Genomic DNA, 19,977 nt, shown 5'->3' with positions numbered 1-19,977 from the left:
ACCTCACTCAATATATGGCCTGATTTCTTTCATCCGGGCTTTAGCGCCTGTGACCAAGCCTTTTAAAAATATGGATTTCACCGGTTTAAGCGCCAGCAGCGCCCGAACCGGACCGGATTTCTCCAAAAGTGTCGCCGTCCTTGCCAATGCCCGGGCACTGAGACTCTCCGGCTGATCAAACAATAACTCGGCTACTTTGCCCCGTTCGATGGCCATAGCCACATTCTTATCAAAAGCAGTTTCCGGCACATAGACCTTCTGAGGCCGCGACCGCAGACTAATAGCTCCGAGCGGACAGGCAGTATGGCATACGCCGCAGCCAAGGCAGAGGCTTTCGTCGCAAATGACTGACGGTTTGAGACCGTTTTCCGGCTGGTTGACAAAAGAAATGGCTCCTGCCGGGCAGGCGGCCACACATTTGCCGCAGCGGCGGCACTTTGAGGCATCAAGGCCGGCCAGCCAGTTGGAAGTCACAATGGCGCCGCGCATATGGAGGCGGCGGACGGACTGGAACATACTGCAGCAGCAGCCGCAGCAATTGCAGATATAGGACAGATTTCTTTGCACATTATCGCCGGTCTGAGCCAGTCCGGCCTCTTTACATTTTTGCAGAATCCTCAAGGCTTCGCTTGCCCCAACGGTCCGGGCCATTCCCCGTCTCACCAGAATATCGGCGGCATAATTCATGGACAGGCACACTTCCTGCGGCGCTTGGCAGGCTTGTCCCAGATGGCTTTGTTTATGGCGGCAGGCACACAAGGATACTCCGATGGATTTGGCCTGTTCAATAACCTTGCTGGCTCTTTCCCAATCCAAAATTTCGGTGCTGTCAGCCGGCAGAGCCTCTTCCCGCACCAGAGACCGTCCGATCTGAGTTTCACCTTGGAATACCGCATGGGGAAAAGCAGAATCAGAGGCATCGGACATCATATATTCTTCAAATAAAGCCGCCAGTTCCGCCATCGGCAATTCGTCCCGTGTGCGCATGAAGGTGAATTCAAAAAAACCGATGACCACCGGCGCCAGCGAAAAATAACGCTTGCCGTTATACTCCAGGTCGATGATCAGGCCTCGTTCGGCCAGATCCGTAAGTTTCTCATCCAGTTGCGGCTCCGGCAGGCCGGTGCGCCGCGCCAGCACTGCCAGCGGCGTCAGCTGCCCCGGCAGCTTAGCGGCCAACTCAGCCTCCGCCGGCGAGAACAGCATCTGCAAAATCCGCATCAACACCGGCGAAGCCGGCGCTCCGGTCAGCGTCCGGTCCAGACGCTGCTGCAGCAACTGATATTTGTCTTGGTTGTATCTGTGGCCCAATATTTATTCCTCCGGACAGGTATGTTATGTACGAAGCCGCAGCGATCGTTTTCTATCGTTTTAATATCCTGAAATAATTAATCTCAGCCGCCGGCGAATACCGGCGCAAACCGGCATGAATATCGAACAGGTGATGATACATAGTGGGCTCAGAGAGACCGGGAGGTCCGTAAAGAACCAGCATCACCCGCCGGGTATCCGATGTGACCCGGGTATGAAAAGCAGCGCCGCCAAACAGGCTTGATATCGTGCCCTGTACATCCCGGATGATCATATCCCCTTTGGGGATTTCAAACTCTTTGCCGTTATCCATGGTATAACGGACTCCTTCACCGGCTACATCCAAAACCAGCGGGTCGGTAATTTCATCGGCGTCATGACAGTAAGTAATCAGCATATTCTGGACATCATTGGTAAAAACCACTTCGGTAAAGGGACTGATCTTAGCCTTACCCCGTTCCTGATACACTACTGTCTCCAATTGATAATGAAGGTCGTAAATCCGGTTAAATCGTTTATAGTAAGCATCATAGGCCTTTACAGGTCCCAGTTTGACCAAATCGGACCGGAACAGACGGGAAAAACGGGCGCGCAGTAAATTTTGCATGTCCTCGCGAGTTTTGTCATTTTCCGGCCGATGGGCGGGATTGATGATATTAGACATGACCATAACCGCCACTTTTGCTTTGGGGTATGTCTTGCCCCAGGCTTCCGAGATCGTAAACATGTGTGTTACCTACCTCCTGCATTTGCCGCATACATAGAATTGAGATTCGTCTATCCTCAAATTATTCCGGTAACTTAATTCACCGTTTTATTCATAATCCGTAGGTTCCGGATATTATTATACTACTTTTACACTGCTTGAGGATAGCACTAACATCCTAATTTTCTCTATAACAATCCTGCAATAGCAATAATACGGCGCGCATTGCTTGTGTCCCGCAAGGCGCGCCGCTGTCAACCGTCTGTTTTATACTTTCAGCCTGGTTTGAATCCTTTGAATGGCTTCCGCCGTGTTTTCGGCCTTGCCAAAGGCGGTCAAGCGGAAATAGCCCTGGCCGCTGGGGCCGAAACCAACTCCCGGCGTACCGACAATATGAGCTTCGTGCAGGAGCTTGTCGAAAAAGGCCCATGAATCCATATTATTGGGGGTTTTGAGCCAGATATAAGGGGCGTTGACCCCGCCATAGACCTGAAGACCGACGTTCTGTAAGCCTTCACGGATGGTTTTGGCATTGGCCATGTAGTAATCGATCATAGCCCGGGTCTGTTTTCTTCCTTCATCCGTATAAACCGCTTCGGCGCCTTTTTGAACTATGTAGGGCACACCGTTGAATTTGGTTGTATGGCGCCTGTTCCATAATTTATTCAGCGAATAGGCCTCGCCGCCGGCCGTATAGCCCATTACGGTTTTCGGCACTACCGTAAACGCGCAGCGGTTGCCGGTAAAGCCGGCGTTTTTGGAGAAGGTGCGGAATTCGACGGCTACCTCTTTGGCGCCTTCGATTTCATAGATGCTGTGGGGAATATCTTTTTCCTGAATATAAGCCTCATAAGCCGCGTCAAACAGGATGACTGTCTTGTTGGCCCGGGCGTAATCCACCCATTTTTTCAGTTCCCCTTTAGTCAGAGTCGTGCCGGTAGGATTATTAGGGAAGCACAGATAGATCAGATCCACCTTTTCTTTCGGCAGCTCCGGAATAAAATGATTGCCGGCATGACAGGGAATATAGGTGATATTGGCATAACGGCCGTCCTGGCCCAATGCACCGGTACGGCCGGCCATCACATTGGTATCGATATATACCGGGTATACCGGATCGGTCATAGCCACCCTGATATCTGTGCCGAAAATTTCCTGGAAATTGCCGGTATCGCTTTTTGACCCGTCACTGACGAAAATTTCGTCTTCGCCGAGTTGAATGCCCAGAGGCGCGTAATCATGCTGAGCAATCTTTTGAATCAAGAAATTATATCCTTGTTCCGGGCCATATCCGTGGAAGGTTTCGGCCTTGGCCATCTCATCCACCGCTTTGTGCATCGCATCAATGACCACCGGCGGCAAGGGCAGCGTCACATCGCCGATCCCCAGACGAATCACATCGGCAGCCGGATTCTGTTCTTTAAACGCGGTAACCCGTCGGGCAATCTCGGCAAATAAGTAGCTGCCGGGCAATTTTAAATAATTTTCATTGATTCTAATCATTACGATACCCCTTTCAGCCTTCTCTCTATCGGGAAACTACAATTCATGCAGCGACGTTTGGCGTGCTCATTTGTATAATGTATATTATTCCCGAAGCGAAATATATCACCCATATTTCGCTATTAGAATCTGCAAGTCCTCCTGTTTTGCCCGCTAATGAAAAATTTCCGGTCAAAACCGGCAAAAGTAAGAAAAAAAGCCGTAAAAACGGCTTTTAACTAAACTATTTATAGGGACTGAACCTTGGCTATCGTCCAGTCATGCCCGGAGGTCCTGACTAAATCTACCCGGAAAAACCGTCCGGTGCGGTCTTGCCTGACCTGAACCGAGGCCGACCTGGCTGACTGAGACACAAGGGTAAAGGAGTCACGGTAACGATCGAAACCATAGCGGGAGGCATAATCTTTCACAAAATCCACCGGACTGCTGACAGAATACGCATAGTCGGAGTAACGACTGGAATCGCTGCGGTAATAAAGGCGCCCGTCCTTATATAACACATGATTTTCATCGGAGCTGGGCCAGCTGTGCCGGTGTTCATGCCAGCCATAGTTACGCCGTTTTTCCTTCGATGGACGTTCCTTGTGATGGTCCTTGTAACGGTCCTTATAATGATCTTTGTAATGATCCTTATAGCTATTCTTATCCAGTTTAACCACCTGGGCGGTCTTTGCGTGGGACTGATCGAAAGAAGGCCGTTCAGCGGCCAGAGCTGTCGCAGCCGGAATACCGGGCAATGCAGCACCGGTAAGAATAGCCGCGCCTGCCGCCGCCCCGGCAACTGTCGCGGCATAGCGTTTCATTTTGCGTCGGAGAAATTTATGCCTGGATGATTTTTTTTCCATACAGATTCTCCTTTCTTCTATTCTTCTATCTTAGTGTTTCAAAACTTTCATCAGCCCAATCCCGGTAATTTATAGCGAAGGTTTACAAAATGGCGGCCTGGAAACAAAAAGAAGCAAAAAAGAATTTTCTTTGCTTCCCAGAATATAATTCGTTGCAAGTAACCGTTGCTTTTCACGGTGGGATAAGGCAAAATAGGAATAAAACGCTTGCAAATGAAATGGCCGGGGAGAACCCCACAAAAGATAAGGGGAGGTATTGAGATATTTATGAGTTTACGCAGCATAACAATCCCTGTCAAAGACATGCATTGCACAGCTTGTGAAGGCCGGATAGAAAACGCCTTGAAAAATTTGAACGGTGTGTTGATGGCAAGGGCCAGTTTTGCCGCGGCTGAGGTAACCGTGACCTATGACCCGGCGCTGGCGGACAACGCCATGTTTGCCGCAGCTATTGAGAAGTCCGGTTACAGCATTGGCAAAGCACCGAGGTATGGGAAACTCCTCGGCCTTTTGCTGATCTTCACCGCCATCTTCCTTCTGGGTAACCTCACTGACGCCTATGATATTGACTCCCAGCTCCAGAATAATGTTTCCTATTTTGTGTTATTCAGTATCGGCGCTCTAACTTCCCTGCACTGTATAGGAATGTGCGGCGGTTTGATGCTTTCGCAAAGTATCCGCCAAGAAGCCGGCGGGCAACCGGGGACGCTGCCGGCTTTAGCCTATAATATCGGCCGCATTCTCTCTTATACCTTGCTGGGGGGAGCCGCAGGCGCCCTAGGCTCGGTATTTTCTCTCACTTTGGCGATGAAAGCGGGTATTACCCTTTTCGCCGGATTATTTATGATCCTGATGGGCCTCAATATGGCCGGGTTGTCCCCATTTAAAAGGTTCAGCATCCGCTGGCCCTGGTCCGGGTATGCCGTCCAAACTACCCGGCGGAGCCCCTTTGTCGTCGGATGTTTAAATGGACTCATGCCCTGCGGTCCTTTGCAGACGATGCAGCTTTACGCTTTGGGCACTGGCAGCGCGGTCAACGGAGCAACCGCCATGTTTTTCTTCGCTTTGGGCACAGTGCCTTTCATGCTGACTATTGGTTCTCTAAGCGGATTCCTGAGCAAAGGCCACAGCCAGAAAATCGTAAAATTCAGCGGCGTACTGGTTCTTGCTCTGGGCCTCATTATGGCCGACCGGGGTCTGGCCCTGTCCGGAATGGAGCTACCCGGCCTGAGCTTCTTCCGCGCCAATACCACCCGGCAAACAGCGGCCATCAAAGCCGAAATCAAAGACGGCGTCCAGATAATCCATATGGCGGCCAACCGCCAGGGCTATGTCCCCGGTATCCTCTATCTGCAAAAAGGATTGCCGGTACAATGGATCATTGACGGGGAACAGCTCAATGCCTGCAACAACGCCATCATCATACCGGCGCTGCATATTGAAAAGCCCTTGGAACCCGGTGAAAACACCGTAGAATTCATGCCCCTCAACGAAAAAGAAATCAATTTCAGTTGCTGGATGGGCATGATCCGGGGTGTATTTAAAGTAGTAGACGATTTAGCCGCCATAGATGTGTCCGAGGAAAAACCTTTGCCGTCTTCCGGCGGATGCAGCGGCTCATGCTGCGTTCGCGGCTAGGCAAGAAAATAACAAAAACCTTCTCCAGCAATGTCGTGGAGAAGGTTTTTTGTTATTGTTTACATGAGTTTTTATGGGAGCTGGCACCGCATTCACCGCAACCCGGACACTTTACTCCCCTTTTTTTGTCCTTGACAATTTTGTAGATGGCAAGAGAGAGGATTCCAGCGATTATGCCAATTACAATAACATCTGCCGTGCTCATATTTTGGCCGATCCCATTTCCGCTACGGTTTCCGTCTGTTTACCGCCTTTATTCATAAGGTAGACAACTGCCGCTACGATAGCCGCCACCGCGATAAACCCTCCGGCAAAGCCTTCTCCTACCGACCCGGTCGTCATGAAAGTACCAATCTGGTAAACCAGGAAAGCCAACACATAACCGGTGCCCAGTTGGAAGGCAATAGCACCTGCCAGCCACTTGCGGGATTCCAGTTCGGAATTCATGGCGCCGATAGCCGCAAAGCAAGGCGGCGTAAAGAGATTAAACACCAGATAAGAGAGACCGGCTACCGCAGTGATGCCAAAGACCGAACTGACTTCCGCGCCGCTACCTACGAGGGCCAATTCCTCCGTATCAATAAAGTTCGTGATGCCGAAGCAAACGGCTAAGGTCCCCACCACATTTTCCTTGGCGATAAATCCGGTTACAGCCGCTGCTGCAAACTGCCACAGGCCAAAACCCAGTGGGATAAACAGAATTGCCAGGGGTGTGGCAATGCCGGCCAGAATGCTCGTCTCCGGCGCGCTTTCCGCTACGACCTGAAGTTCCCAGTCAAAGGTCTGTAATATTTGCACCGCAGCATTGCAAACCAAAATGATCGTACCTGCTTTGACAATGAAAGCCTTTGCCCGCATCAGCATGGAGATGACGGCTCGCTTGATGCTGGGAAAGCGGTATTCGGGAAGCTCCATGATAAAATAGGACTGGGAATAGTCACCAGTGATTTTTCTGACAATCAAGGCGCCAAAAATAATGACGATAATGCCCAGAAAATACATTGAGGTCCCTACCCAGCTGTTGTCGCCAAAAAATACGCCGGCGAAAAGAGCGATGATAGGAAGTTTGGCTCCGCAAGGCATAAATGTGGCTAACATTGCCGTGGTGCGTCTTTGTCTTTCATTTTTTATAGTCCTGGTAGCCATAACGCCGGGGATACCGCAACCGGTGCCGACGACCATCGGAATGATCGAGCGACCGGACAAACCTACCTTTTTCAGGAATCTGTCCATAATAACGGCGACACGGGCCATATAGCCACAATCTTCCAACAGTGCCAGACAAAAGAACAGAACCATGATCAGCGGCAAAAATCCAATAACTGCACCTACGCCGCCAATGATACCGTCAAGCAGCAACGCGCTTATCACCGGATTTACATCTTCGCCCAGCAACTCGGCTACGCTTTCATACAGCAAATCGATCCAGCCCACAAAGGTGTCGGCAAACCATGGCCCGACCCAGGTCTGGGAAACGGAAAATACAAACCAAATGACTGCGGCAAAAATTGGAATTCCCAGCCACTTGTGAGCAATGATCCGGTCGACCGAATCCTGAACGGTTTGTTGTTCCGAACTGAGCTTTCTTCTTTCTACTTCCGCCGCAATTTCATTGACAAACGCATACCGTTTTTCATCCGCCTTGGCAGCCTGTTGCTCATCGGCAGCGTTTTGCGCACCGCTAATTTTCGGGGAAACTTGCTTCCGGCCCGACTTGCCGACGGTTATAGCCGCATCGATCAATTCCGGCAAACCATTGTTAACTGATGCTGTCGCCACAGTCTTTATGACGGGGCATTTCAGCGCGTCGCTCAAGCCTTGAATATCAATGGTAATTCCTTTGGTTTCAGTCAGATCACTCTTATTAAGTGCAATAACAACAGGTATTCCCAATTCCAATAATTGCGTGGTAAAGAACAAACTCCGGTTTAAATTGGCGGTATCCACAATATTGATGATAACGTCAGGTTTTTCAGTGAGGACAAACTCTCGCGTGATCGATTCTTCACTGGTATACGGCGACATGGAGTAAGCGCCGGGCAAGTCTACCACAGTCAGATTTTCTTTTTTCGGGTTCAGGTTCTGTTTAACATCGCCTTCTTTTTTCTCCACAGTCACCCCGGGCCAATTTCCCACATGCTCCACTCTACCCGTAATCGCGTTAAACAATGTTGTTTTGCCGCTATTAGGATTTCCCGCTAAAGCAATTTTCATGGTCTTCCTCCTCTTTATCCTTAGGTATAATCAGCATTCAGCCAATTACTCTTTTTTCTAAGTAAAACTGCCTATATCATGATGGCGTTGGCCAAATCCTCGTCGATACTGTACCTGGCATCTTTGATATTAATGATGTAGTTTGCCGGCAACTTGGAAATAATGGTCACTCTTTCGCCGGGATAACAGCCTAGGGTAAATAAGAATTGTCTAAGATCGTCCTGGGTCGTATTAATGCTATGGACTGTATAAGGTGTATTCAGTTTTCCTTTTGCCAATGACATCATGAGCATCTCCTTTTGCACAAACCCTTCTTGGCCGACGATCTTCATGGCTGCGCTGACCGACGGACTACTAAAATTTATATCACTTTGAAATATGGTTATTTCTGATAGTCTGTGATACTGATTTTCATTTTCATCATCACTATAATAATAATGACGATTTGTTACTTTGTCAATATCTCCCCCCTTTCTTTTGAAAAACTACAGAAAAAAACTCCAGGCTGTAAAGCCAGCCAAAATCATATTGACTAGAATTCTTCAGCAAGATATAATCTAAATGATTTTGATTATCAACATCATTTAGATTATCGCTGACCGATGTCAGTCAGTAATGGTCTAAATAAAAATCCTTGTAAGGAGGTGTTTTGTTTAGTGGCTGAGTTTAGTCATCAAATCTAATCATTCAGCAATATACTGAAAGGAGTTTTCTGACGCATGAACAAACAGTCCAAATTATTATGCTCCCTCGTCAGCACCGTGCTGTTGCTAAGTATGACTCAGGCAGTTTCAGCTGACGCGAACACGGAGCAAAACGATACCGTGAATGAATTCGTTGTGACCGCCAATCGCATCCCCCTTAAACCCACGGAAACTGCCGCCAAGGTTACCGTCATCACCCGGGAGGAGATCGAAAAAGGCGGCTACACCAGTGTCCCGGATATTTTAAAGCACTCGGATGTAAACCTGCAGCAAAACAACTTCAGCAGCGTGCTGCAGCTCAACGGGGATGACCGGGTGCTAATCCTGGTAGATGGCCGCCGCATGAACTGGCAGCACTTGGTGATCAGCGGCAACGACTATGCCGGCATGAATCTGAATCTGCTGCCGGTGTCCAACATCGAGCGTATTGAGATTGTCCGGGGGGCAGCCTCTTCCCTCTATGGCAGCGATGCAGTGGGCGGGGTTATCAACATCATCACCCGCAAAGCCGACACGGTTCAAACCGCTGTAAACGCCGAATTCGGCAGCTGGGGGTCCCGTCGCTACAACCTGCGCACGGAAGGAGCGGAAGGCAGCATCAGCTACCTGTTGACCGCCGAACACTCCAAGCAGGACAATTTTGAATATAAGGACGCTGCTTCCGGCACTGTCAAAACCCATCCAGACAGCCAATTTGACCGGAAGCTGTACTCTCTGCGCCTGGACAAGGAGCTCTCAGGCGACCGCTCCCTTTCCCTGCAGGTGGAAAGAATGGAAGATGAATTTGGCTTCGGCGGCTACATAAAAACTGACGGCAGTGTAGCATATCCCGGCGGTTATGCAGTCACCACCGACAACAACCTGGCATTGACCTATCAGTGGAGCCGGGATACAGGCAGCGAGAACTCACTGCGGGTTTATCACAACCAATCCGAAGGCAATTACTATAATTCACTGGCAGGATTCTATGACCTGGAGGCCACCGGCGCAAACTGGCAGCAAAGCTGGAAACTGAATTCCAGCCACACTTTGGTGGGCGGCACCGAATGGCGTCAAGACCGGCTGAACGATGGAGCCTCTATTGACAAAAGCCACACTACCACAGCCCTGTTTGCCGAAAACCGCTGGGAGCTTCCCTCCAACTGGACCTTGTCCCTGGGCGCACGTTATGATGACCACAACGTTATCGGCGGTCGCGCCACATCCCGGGTGTCGGTCAACCGGGAAATCAACGCCACAACCAATATCTACACCTCCTGGGGCCAATATGTCAAAAACCCAACCATGGCCCAGCTCTTCAGCAATACAGAATTTTGGAAAGGAAACCCGGACCTGCGCCCTGAGACCGGCCAAACCGTAACCGTAGGCATGAACACTGAGTTAGCCGGGCTGAAACTGAGCGCCACCGCCTACCAAAGCCGGATTGAGGATGCTCTGGACTGGGAGTGGAAAGACTGGGAAGGAACCGGCACTTCCTACACTAAATATATCAATGTGAATCGGGAGAAGCGCCAGGGATTCGACCTGAATCTATCCCGGCAGCTGTCGTCCCAATGGAGCGCCTCCGCCGGCTATTCCTATGTGCAGATCCAGCGCAAGGAAGATGCAGCCGATTATGCCTCGGACCCCCGTAACAGCCAGCCCAACGGCTATCGCCTGAACCTGGGGTACGACCAGGATAAATGGAGCGGCGGCCTGACTTTAAAAAGCGCCACCGGCCGGGATCTCAGCGCCTTTACCAGCCGTTCCTACCTGACAGTGGATATGACGGTCAATTACCAAATGGACCCCGACACTCGCCTGTACGTTAAAGGATACAACCTGACCAATCGATCCTATGAATTATTGGGCACCATTTGGAGCGGCCTGCCGGGAGATTATCCCATGCCGGCCCGGAGCATCTATGCCGGCTTGGAACACAAAATCTAACAAATAAGCAACAGGGAAGGGGGATTGCCTGCGGACAAGCTCCCTTCCCCCCTGTTCTTCAGACCGGTCTGCGCCCTGCCGTAAACCCACATAAACTAAATACCGGAGGATACCATTGATGCGACCGATTTGGCAACTCATCTATGAAGCCAAAACATACTACCGGCCTCTCGCCGGCGCAGTGGCAAGCATTATCGCCTGTACCGCCATGAATCTCATTGGCCCCGACCTGATCAGCAAGTTGATCGATCTGCTAACAGGAAGCTTTAGTCAGGGGGACATTCCCCGGGTGCGGGACCTGGCCCTCTTGCTGCTGGCCACTTTTGCCGGACGGGCAATTTTTCGCCTGACCGGTGATTACTTGGCGCATTATGCGGCCTGGAACATCGTGGCGGAAATGCGGGCCAGAGTCCATGACCACTTGCAGAAATTATCGCTGCGCTACTACAATGACAAGCAGACCGGCCAGCTCATGAGCCGGGTTATCAACGACACGGCCCAGTTTGAGATACTGATTGCCCATGCCATTCCCAATATTCTCAGCAGCGTGCTGATTGTGGCGGGGGTAGCCGTATTACTTCTCTGGATCAGCCCCTTGCTTACTCTGCTGACCTTTCTGCCCCTGCCTCTGATCCTGCTATTCAGCCTGCGTTACGGCAAAAAAATTTACCCGGCCTACAGCCTGCACCAGGCCCGGCTGGGAGACATGAGTGCGGTTTTGCATGATAACCTGGCCGGACTGCGAGAAATCCACCTGTTCGGCCGCCAGGAAAGCGCCTCGGAAAAATTTCGCGCCCAGACCTGTCAATGGCGGGATGCGGTCATGAGCGTCGCCTGGCTGAGCGGCATGTACCATCCAATTGTGGAAAGCATACTGTCCGCCGGAACGGTCATCGTGGTCGGAATCGGCGGCGCAATGGCTCTGGACGGGGCTCTGAGCATCGGCGATATCGTGCGCTTCCTGCTGTATCTCAGCCTGTTCTATACTCCGGTCACTACGCTGGTCATTTCCGTGGACAGCCTGCTGCAGGCCGGCGCCAGCGCCGAGCGGGTGTATGCCCTGCTGGCCGCTGATGCAACAATTAAAGACAAACCGGATGCCGTTGAATTAACCGCCGCCCAGGGACGCCTCTCCTTTGCCAATGTTCGCTTTAGCTATGACGAAAAGGGGCCGGTTTTGGATAATATCTCCTTTGAAATATTACCCGGTCAAATGGTGGCGCTGGTGGGTCCTACCGGTGCAGGCAAAACAACCGTCGCTTCCCTTTTAGCCCGTCTTTACGATCCCGAAGCCGGCCAAGTAAAATTGGACGGACTGGATCTGCGGGATATTTCCCTGGCCTCCCTGCGCAATCAGATCAGTGTGGTATCCCAGGACGTTTTTCTGTTTAATGGCACCATCGCTGAAAATATCGCCTATGGCAAGGCCGGCGCCACCCGGGAAGAAATGATGGAAGCAGCCCGCCGCGCCTGTATCCATGATTTCATCAGCACACTTCCCCAGGGCTATGATTCCCTCGTGGGGGAACGGGGCGTGCTTTTGTCCGGCGGGCAAAAGCAACGGCTGGCTATCGCCCGGGCTCTGCTGCGCAATACTCCGGTATTGATTCTGGATGAGGCTACAGCCTCGGTGGACCAGGCCTCTGAAGCGGAAATTCAGGCAGCGATCCAGCAGCTGGCCGGCAATCGCACCCTGCTGGTCATCGCCCACCGTCTCTCTACCGTGCGCCGGGCTCATAAGATTCTGGTCCTGGACCAGACCAAAATTGTGGAGCAGGGCACCCATGAGAACCTGCTTAGCCAGGGCGGGTTGTATGCGCGGCTGTGCGCTTGCCAAATCATTTAGGGGGACGTTGAAAAGGCCCGGATTCGAGGCCCAAGATGAATTTAAAACACACTCTTTAGAGGAAAGTGTTACAATATCCAATAGAAATGGGAGATCTGTTATGACAAAGTTTGATACCCTCATGCGGCAACGGCATTCTTTCAACATGGTATTAGCGGGATTAGGCGCAGCGGTGGTTTTGTCCATTTTACTGGCTGTTTGCGTCGGCATAGTGCCAATCAGCCCGGCGGAGGCCTGTCATATCATCCTGTATAAAATATGGACCTGGGCTGGCGGAGATACTGTTCACCAGTTCTCCCCCGTCCATGCGGACATCATTTGGCAGCTTCGCCTTCCCCGGGTCCTGATGGCTGCCGTAACCGGGGCAGGATTGGCCCTGTGCGGCGCAGTGATGCAGGCTTCTCTGCAAAATCCCCTGGCCGAGCCTTATATTCTGGGCATATCCTCCGGCGCCTCCCTGGGCGCCGTGTTTGCCATTCTGGTCGGCGCCTCGGCTTTCGGAATTCCCTTTTGGGCCTTTACCGGTGCAGCTGTCGCCTCTTTGCTCGTCATACTGCTGTCTGGCGGCGGGCCGCTATCCTCGGTTAAAATGGTCCTGGCCGGCGCTATTGCCAACACTTTATTCACCGCCGCCGCCAACTTTATCATCTATGCCGCTGGCAGCGCCGAAGGAATCCGCACGGTAGCCTTCTGGACCATGGGCTCATTGGCCGCCGCCAAATGGCCTTCTCTTCTCCTGCCGGCCCTTGCGGTCACTGTGTCTTGCCTGTTTTTCCTGTCTCAGCACCGTACCTTGAATGCTTTGCTGCTGGGGGAAGAGACAGCCGTCACTCTGGGGATTGACGCTGCGCATGTCCGGCGAATCTATTTTACTATTACGGCCCTGATGACCGGTTTGATCGTAGCCTCCTGCGGGGTCATCGGCTTTGTGGCGTTTGTAGTCCCCCACATTATGCGCGGTCTGGCCGGCTCTGATCACAAAAGACTGACTCCGGCCGTTATTTTAGCGGGGGCGCTGTTTTTAACCTGGGCGGACGTGCTGGCCCGCACCGCTCTCGCCAGCGGCGAGGTGCCCCTCGGCATCATCACCGCCCTGATTGGTGGCCCCTTTTTCATGTACATCTTATGGAAACAATCATATAGCTTTAACAACAGATAGGAGAATCGCCATGGATTTACTGTTGGATCAGGTCAGGGTTGACCTGTGCCGGAACAACATCGTGAAGGATATTTCCCTGTCAGTAAAAAAAGGGGAGTTTGTCGGCCTGCTGGGCCCCAACGGCAGCGGCAAGTCAACCTTGCTGCGCACTGCCTACCGGGTAATCAAACCCACCAGCGGCACGATCCTGCTGGGGGGGGAAAACCTGCAGGAATTAAAACTGAGCGAATCAGCCAAAGCCCTGGGAGTAGTAAGCCAGTTTAACCATCTCAATTTTGACCTTACGGTATTTGAAATAGTGATGCTGGGCCGAACCCCTCATAAAACTGCCTTATCGACTGATCAACCCGAGGATTATGCCATTGCCTGGGAGGCCCTGCGCCAGGTTGGCATGGAAGACTACGCTGACCGCAGTTTCACCTCCCTGTCCGGAGGTGAAAAGCAGCGCATTATTCTGGCCCGTACCCTGGCCCAGCAACCCCAGATTCTGGTGCTGGATGAACCAACCAACCATTTGGATATCAAATATCAGCTGCAATTGCTATCGATTGTGAAATCCCTGGGGATTGGCGTGCTGGCGGCTCTGCACGACCTGAACCTGGCCTGCATGTACTGCGATACAGTGTATGTGCTAAAAGGCGGAAAATTAGCGGCTTCCGGGCCGCCGGATCAAATTCTTACCCCGGAACTGGTGCGGGATGTGTATGAGATTGACTGCAGCATTTACAAAAACCCGGCTACAGGATACCTCTCCATTGTCTATTGTCCGGGGCATCCCGTAGGAGCTGCAATATAACAAACCTTTTTTCAAAGAAGAGGAGTTCATTATGCAAAAAAAGATCCTGCTGCCCTTCTATCTCTTCCTTTGCTTCCTGCCGGCTCTTACTGCGGCCGGCTGCAGTCACCCCGACGCCCCCTCCTCTCCCCCTCTGTCTGCGGCCTCAAACCAGGCTGACGGCTATCCGGTGACCATCATGAATTTTGACGCCGCTGAAAATCCGCTGGCTGTCACTGTGAAGCAACCACCCGGGAGAGTGATCATTACACATCCCAGCGCCACCGAATTGCTGCTGGAACTGGATCTGGAGGACCGGATCCATTCCACGGTAGCGCCTTATGGCGTTCCTCTGGCCCGACTGCAGGAAAAATACAGCAAAGTCACTGTGATGCAGGCCCCATTTGTTCCTTCCCGGGAAGAAATGCTGGTGGCTCAGCCCGATCTGATTATCGGCTGGCCCCACCACTTTACCGATACGATCCTGGGCGAGGCAGCCACCTGGCACAGGCGGGGTGTAGCCACATACATTATGCCCAACACACTGACCAAACGCCAACCCACCCTGGAGAATACAGTCTACGCCTGTCTCGACTCTGTCGGCAGGATGTTTAATATACAGGAAAAAACCGAGCTCTATATCAAAAATCTGCGGCAGCGGGTGGCTCGCGTCCGGCAGGCGGTCCAAAACATACCGCAAAGGAAAACCGTCCTGGTGGTGCAAAACCATTTAAACGGCATTTTTTCCCTGTATGATAAAAGTTACCTGATCAGTCATATGATCGATACCGCCGGCGGCATAAATCTTTGCCAAAACCCGGCCTTCCTGATAGGGGCGGAACAGGTGCTGGCCTTTGATCCGGATGTTATTATTTATGTATCGCTGAGCCGCCAAGGCCTTGTCTCTAATCTAACCGAGGCGGAGGCGCTGGCCGAACTGGGGGAAATCAACGAACTGCAAAACATGCGCGCCATCCGCGAAGGCAGGATCATCAGCCTGCCGTTTTTCACCGTCAATAACGGCGGCGTACGCACAGTCGACACTATAGAAAAGATCGCCCGCGCATTGTATCCCCACATTTCTTTCTAACTCCGGCTTTGCCAAATACTGCTTCAGGCTGGCTTGACAACATATTCCTGTTTATCTTACAATGTAAACTGATTTCAGTCAGTCACAAAGCGAGGTGTTCCCCATCGCCAGAGTTACGAAAGATCCCCAGGAGCGCCAGGCAGAGTTGATGGATACCGCCCTTGAACTGTTCCTGTCCCAGGGCTATCAGCAAACTCTAATCAGTGATATCGTCAAAAAAGTCGGCGTGGCCCAGGGAACATTCTATTATTATTTTGCGTCAAAAGAGGCTGTTCTGGAAGCCATTATCGCCCATCATATAAAACATATGATGACGGCGGTTCAAAAAACCGAATGGGACCAGACTGCGCCCCTGGAGCAGCTGCAATTATTTGTGAACCATTTTTATAAACTGCATTATACCGGCAGCATCGGACTGCTGGGCAAGGTGCTGTACCGGGAAAATCAGGGCGTCCTGATCAACCGGCTCTGGCGGCAAACCCATATCAGCACTAAGCCCCTTCTGGTACAAATTCTGGAGCACTGCAATCAGGCCGGCGCCACCCAGGTGACCCGCATGGATGAGACTCTCGGCTTTTTCAGCGGCATTATCGGTTCTCTCCTGGAGGCCAGTTCTCCTCTGGAATTTGGCCATGAATCCAATCCTGATGTTATGAAACATAAGCGAAGGATTGCCGAAAGACTGTTGGAAAGTCTGTTCGATACTCCTGCCGGCAGTATTTATCTGGAAGAGGTGTCGGCGCAAGAGCCATGACAGAATATCAAAAGACGGCTCCCGGTTTTTTGAACCGGTTGCCGTCTTTGTGTCCCAGGCAGTAGATTCGTCACTGATTTTTTAACGTTTGCAGGTAATCGGCTCGCCACAGGAGATTGCGGGGTTCCTGACCGGCGCCGCTATGGAACAGATGAGGATATTTTTTCACGATCAACTCCTCCTCCAGGTCTAACTCGTGCAAATGACGCTGGAAAATGTTGCACATCAGTTCGGTGTCCCGGGTCTGTAAGGCATGCAAAAGCCCATTGTGCTGACGCAAAATCTCCTGCAAAATGTCCCGGTCACCACAGGTTAACAGTCGTATGCGGCGGTAATGGCCTCCCAGACCCTGAACGGCTTGCAGACAGAACAGTTTATCCGTCGCTGCGTAAAAAGTCTGATGAAATTCCTCGTCGAGCCAGAAGAAGCGGCGGATGTCCATCTCCCTGCTGTCGTACAAATCCTGCTGCCGACCCAGCGTCTCCTGCAGCAGCGCAATATCCGAGGGTGTGTGACAGGCCATAAACAGCTTCATGACTTCTTCCTCTACCGCCAGGCGCAAAAACCGTTCCTGTTTCACCCGGGAAAAATCGATGCGGGAAATCATGGTACCCCGCTGAGGCAGCAAGGTCACCAGCCCTTCCTGATCCAGCCTCACCAGAGCATCGCGCACCGGCGATCGGCCTATGGCAAAGTGCTCGCAAATATCCTTGATGCTCAAAATAGCGCCCGGCTGTAAATACAGCTCCACAATGGCGCGGCGCAGCATAGAGTAGACCTGGCCGTCACCCAAAGCCTGCTCTTTTAAAATCATTAATTGATCATCGTACTGCAATGGCAGCTCTCCTTTGGTCAAAACGGCTCGGGGCAAGCGGCCAGCCGCTACAGCCGGGACATTTTGTCAATGGCCTCCCATAAACCGTTAAGATAGTTAGCCCCCAGGGCCCGATCGTAAAGGCCATATCCCGGCATAGCTTTCTCGCCCCAGATGGCCCGGCCGTGATCGGGGCGGATGGGCCCGTCAAAGCCGATGTCGTAAAGGGCCTGCATGATTTTAAACATATCCATGGAGCCGTCCCGGGAAAGATGTGCCGCCTCTTCAAAGTCACCGGGGCCATTATAGCGCAGATTGCGTACATGGGCAAAGTAGATGCGGCCTTTCAGGGCATGAATCGTATCTGGAATATCGTTGGCCGGATTGGAGCCGAGACTGCCGGAGCAAAGCGTTACGCCGTTATACGGATTATCCACCATGCGCAGAAGGCGCAGAAGATTGTCCTTGCCGGTCATGATGCGGGGCAGCCCGAATACCGGCCAGGCAGGGTCGTCCGGATGGATGGCCATTTTGATGCCATACTTTTCACAGGTAGGCATAATACATTCCAAAAAATATTTCAGATTGGCAAAGAGCTTCTCATCATCCACGTCTTTATACAAGGCAAACAACTCTTTGATGCGGGCCATGCGTTCCGGCTCCCAGCCCGGCAGCACAAATCCGTTGGACTTGGCATCCATGGAGGATAGCATATCATCGGGATTGATTTGATCGATGACTTTCTGATCATAAGCCAGTACAGTGCTGCCATCCGGGCGCACCTTAGCCAGGTCGGAACGAGTCCAGTCGAACACGGGCATAAAATTGTAGCAGATCATATGGATATCCGCCTGCCCCAAACGCGCCAGAGTTTTTATGTAATTGTCGATATACCGGTCCCGGTCAGGCGAACCAATCTTAATGGAATCGTGGATATTGACACTTTCAATGCCGGCTATCGTCAGTCCGGCGCTCTCCACTTCGACCTTCATGGCGCGAATGTCTTCGTCCGGCCAGAGGTCTCCCGGCTTCGTGCCATACAGAGTGGTAATAACTCCCGCCACACCCGCCACTTGACGGATCTGGGTCAAAGTGACTGAATCATAGCCGGTCCCAAACCAGCGCATCGTCATTTGCATATAAAATCACTCCTTTCATGCCGTCGCAGATTATTTCATCTAATATATTAAACTAATATACCAGTTGGCGCAATCCTAAATTTTTATACCCGGAACAGATATAATCTTTTTTATTTTCTTCTATTTGGCAATATTGGCAAAGGTAATATAGTATGATACTATTTGATATAGAGTAACTTATGTATCATACTTTTACTGATAATCGTCACCAATGTTGCCTCAGAGTCTTGCCGCACAGCCAGGCTCGCGGGTCTGCGGACTATGTGCTACTCTATTATTAAGAAAGGTGATAAAATGAGCCAGCTTACCGGAACGGAACTGCTTGATCTATTTACCAAATTAGCCCCTTACCTGAATGATATTCTTGCGGCTGACGTAGGAATCACCATTGTCAGGGGCGATCGGTATTCCCTGTATATTCCCGCCAGTGATTTAGACCTGGGCACAAAACCCGGCGAAACGGTACGGCCGGGAGGCACCCAGCAGGCCTTGGAAACCGGTAAACAGGTAGTAAAGGTCATTCCCCGTGAAAAATCTGCCTATGGTATGCCTTATCTCGTTTGCTCCCTGCCGGTAAAAGACGACGGCAGAGTGGTCGGCTGTATTACCACCACACAAAATATGGCGACCTCGGAACAAATAAACCATGTTTCCCAGTCCCTGGCTGCCTCATCCCAAGAGTTTACGGCCAGCATGGAAGAAATGGCCGGCCGGGCCGATGAGGTAACCCGGACCAGCAAACAGCTGGATGATATCGGCCAAAAACTGCGGGAAACTATTAAGCAAACCGACCAAATCGTTGAGTTCATCAAATCAGTCTCGGCCCAGACCAACTTGCTGGGCCTGAATGCCGCCATTGAGGCGGCCCGGGTCGGTGATGCCGGCCGGGGATTCGGCGTAGTGGCGGAAGAAGTCCGCAAATTGGCGGTGGCCAGCGCCGATTCCGTCAAGGGGATTACCGCTTCCATGAACAGCATTTATGAAGTTATGGCGGCATTATCGCAAATGATTCAAACTATTGACAATCATACCGCCGGACAAAAAACCACCATTACGGAAATGGCCAAGTCCAGTCAGGAGCTGGCCGCCATGGCGGCGAAACTGGCCGAGACGGCCCAGGCGATGTATCAGTATACTGAAAATTAAGGCATTCTGTTGTTATTTTCAAAAAGGCCAGGAAAGAGTTCATTGTCTGCTGCGAACCCTCTCCTGGTCTTTTCATGTCCTTTTTGCTTCTGCCATGCAACCGAGCCCGGAGCCTGTCAATTACCAGCCGGGCTAAAGCGCTTTCGCCTTTAGCCCCGGCCTTTTCCTTGGCCTGATGAGAGCGTTAATCCGGTCAATCAACACTTTGTTAACTATAAAAAAAGGGAGACCGTTTGTCTTTGTTTAATAAAAACAACAAGACGTAAAGTCTCTTTTTCTATCGCTGGGTGTTTTTATGTATTTGACAGTGTTTCCGCACTATATTATGATAATGTAAGAATTGATAATCATTATCATTATACTGTTAATGTACCTCACCTGTTACGTTAAAGCGATTGGCGCCT

18 protein-coding genes are annotated in these 19,977 nt (G+C 51.4%); 9 read left to right on the top strand and 9 right to left on the bottom strand.

The features are described from left to right. Positions 1-3 precede the first annotated feature (3 nt). The 4 genes from ALO_RS02715 to ALO_RS20665 all read right to left on the bottom strand — a co-directional run bounded on the left by ALO_RS02715 (position 4) and on the right by ALO_RS20665 (position 4,365). Positions 4-1,311, bottom strand: a complete 1,308-nt coding sequence (locus ALO_RS02715) for a 4Fe-4S binding protein (RefSeq protein WP_004092620.1) — start codon at positions 1,309-1,311, stop codon at positions 4-6. A 52-nt stretch (positions 1,312-1,363) separates the two neighbouring features. Next, a complete protein-coding gene (locus tag ALO_RS02710; RefSeq protein ID WP_004092609.1) occupies positions 1,364-2,038 on the bottom strand; it encodes a B3/4 domain protein in 675 nt (224 codons plus the stop codon). Between the two features lie 246 nt (positions 2,039-2,284). Next, entirely contained in the window at positions 2,285-3,520 is a 1,236-nt protein-coding gene (locus ALO_RS02705; protein ID WP_004092608.1) for an LL-diaminopimelate aminotransferase, read from the bottom strand. A 227-nt stretch (positions 3,521-3,747) separates the two neighbouring features. Next, positions 3,748-4,365 carry a hypothetical protein gene (locus ALO_RS20665; RefSeq protein ID WP_004092597.1) on the bottom strand — a complete coding sequence of 206 codons (618 nt, stop codon included), beginning with the start codon at positions 4,363-4,365 and terminating at the stop codon, positions 3,748-3,750. A gap of 89 nt (positions 4,366-4,454) precedes the next feature. On the opposite strand from ALO_RS20665, the gene ALO_RS22305 reads away from it, so the two are divergent. Together ALO_RS22305 and ALO_RS02690 are read left to right on the top strand one after the other, a co-directional pair. Next, positions 4,455-4,625 carry a hypothetical protein gene (locus ALO_RS22305; protein ID WP_004092595.1) on the top strand — a complete coding sequence of 57 codons (171 nt, stop codon included), beginning with the start codon at positions 4,455-4,457 and terminating at the stop codon, positions 4,623-4,625. Positions 4,626-4,632: 7 nt separating this feature from the next. Beyond that, a complete protein-coding gene (locus ALO_RS02690) occupies positions 4,633-6,003 on the top strand; it encodes an urease accessory protein UreH domain-containing protein (RefSeq protein ID WP_004092593.1) in 1,371 nt (456 codons plus the stop codon). 52 nt (positions 6,004-6,055) lie between these two features. Here ALO_RS02690 and ALO_RS23720 read toward each other — a convergent pair whose 3' ends face one another. The 3 genes from ALO_RS23720 to ALO_RS02680 form a co-directional block, all read right to left on the bottom strand. Then, positions 6,056-6,208, bottom strand: coding sequence for a FeoB-associated Cys-rich membrane protein (locus ALO_RS23720; protein WP_072031803.1), 153 nt, complete (start codon positions 6,206-6,208; stop codon positions 6,056-6,058). Then, the gene (feoB, locus tag ALO_RS02685) at positions 6,205-8,217 is read right to left on the bottom strand and encodes a ferrous iron transport protein B (protein WP_004092592.1); all 2,013 of its coding nucleotides are present in this window, start codon (positions 8,215-8,217) and stop codon (positions 6,205-6,207) included. The genes ALO_RS23720 and feoB overlap by 4 nt, the downstream gene beginning before the upstream one ends. A gap of 71 nt (positions 8,218-8,288) precedes the next feature. Next, positions 8,289-8,504 carry a FeoA family protein gene (locus ALO_RS02680; protein WP_040292564.1) on the bottom strand — a complete coding sequence of 72 codons (216 nt, stop codon included), beginning with the start codon at positions 8,502-8,504 and terminating at the stop codon, positions 8,289-8,291. 432 nt (positions 8,505-8,936) lie between these two features. On the opposite strand from ALO_RS02680, the gene ALO_RS02675 reads away from it, so the two are divergent. From ALO_RS02675 to ALO_RS02650, 6 genes are all read left to right on the top strand, one after another. Beyond that, complete coding sequence (locus tag ALO_RS02675) at positions 8,937-10,850, top strand: TonB-dependent receptor plug domain-containing protein (protein WP_004092587.1); 1,914 nt, start codon at positions 8,937-8,939, stop codon at positions 10,848-10,850. Positions 10,851-10,968: 118 nt separating this feature from the next. Further along, on the top strand, positions 10,969-12,696 hold the full coding sequence (locus ALO_RS02670) for an ABC transporter ATP-binding protein (protein ID WP_004092585.1): 1,728 nt from the start codon (positions 10,969-10,971) through the stop codon (positions 12,694-12,696). 100 nt (positions 12,697-12,796) lie between these two features. Beyond that, the gene (locus ALO_RS02665) at positions 12,797-13,855 is read left to right on the top strand and encodes a FecCD family ABC transporter permease (protein ID WP_004092584.1); all 1,059 of its coding nucleotides are present in this window, start codon (positions 12,797-12,799) and stop codon (positions 13,853-13,855) included. Positions 13,856-13,865: 10 nt separating this feature from the next. Then, positions 13,866-14,651, top strand: coding sequence for an ABC transporter ATP-binding protein (locus ALO_RS02660; protein WP_004092583.1), 786 nt, complete (start codon positions 13,866-13,868; stop codon positions 14,649-14,651). A 31-nt stretch (positions 14,652-14,682) separates the two neighbouring features. Beyond that, positions 14,683-15,720 (top strand): ABC transporter substrate-binding protein, encoded by a 1,038-nt coding sequence (locus ALO_RS02655; RefSeq protein WP_004092582.1) that lies wholly within the window; start codon positions 14,683-14,685, stop codon positions 15,718-15,720. A 148-nt stretch (positions 15,721-15,868) separates the two neighbouring features. After that, positions 15,869-16,474 carry a TetR/AcrR family transcriptional regulator gene (locus ALO_RS02650; RefSeq protein ID WP_004092581.1) on the top strand — a complete coding sequence of 202 codons (606 nt, stop codon included), beginning with the start codon at positions 15,869-15,871 and terminating at the stop codon, positions 16,472-16,474. A 70-nt stretch (positions 16,475-16,544) separates the two neighbouring features. On the opposite strand, the gene ALO_RS02645 is transcribed toward ALO_RS02650, so the two are convergent. Both ALO_RS02645 and uxuA read right to left on the bottom strand, forming a co-directional pair. After that, positions 16,545-17,309 (bottom strand): GntR family transcriptional regulator, encoded by a 765-nt coding sequence (locus tag ALO_RS02645; RefSeq protein WP_004092580.1) that lies wholly within the window; start codon positions 17,307-17,309, stop codon positions 16,545-16,547. Positions 17,310-17,356: 47 nt separating this feature from the next. Then, entirely contained in the window at positions 17,357-18,427 is a 1,071-nt protein-coding gene (uxuA, locus tag ALO_RS02640) for a mannonate dehydratase (protein ID WP_004092578.1), read from the bottom strand. 294 nt (positions 18,428-18,721) lie between these two features. On the opposite strand from uxuA, the gene ALO_RS02635 reads away from it, so the two are divergent. Next, a complete protein-coding gene (locus ALO_RS02635) occupies positions 18,722-19,573 on the top strand; it encodes a methyl-accepting chemotaxis protein (protein ID WP_004092576.1) in 852 nt (283 codons plus the stop codon). Positions 19,574-19,977 lie beyond the last annotated feature (404 nt).

It is taken from the genome of Acetonema longum DSM 6540 (genome assembly GCF_000219125.1).
Lineage (GTDB): Bacteria > Bacillota > Negativicutes > Sporomusales > Acetonemataceae > Acetonema > Acetonema longum.
This window is presented reverse-complemented; position numbering and strand designations above follow the sequence as displayed.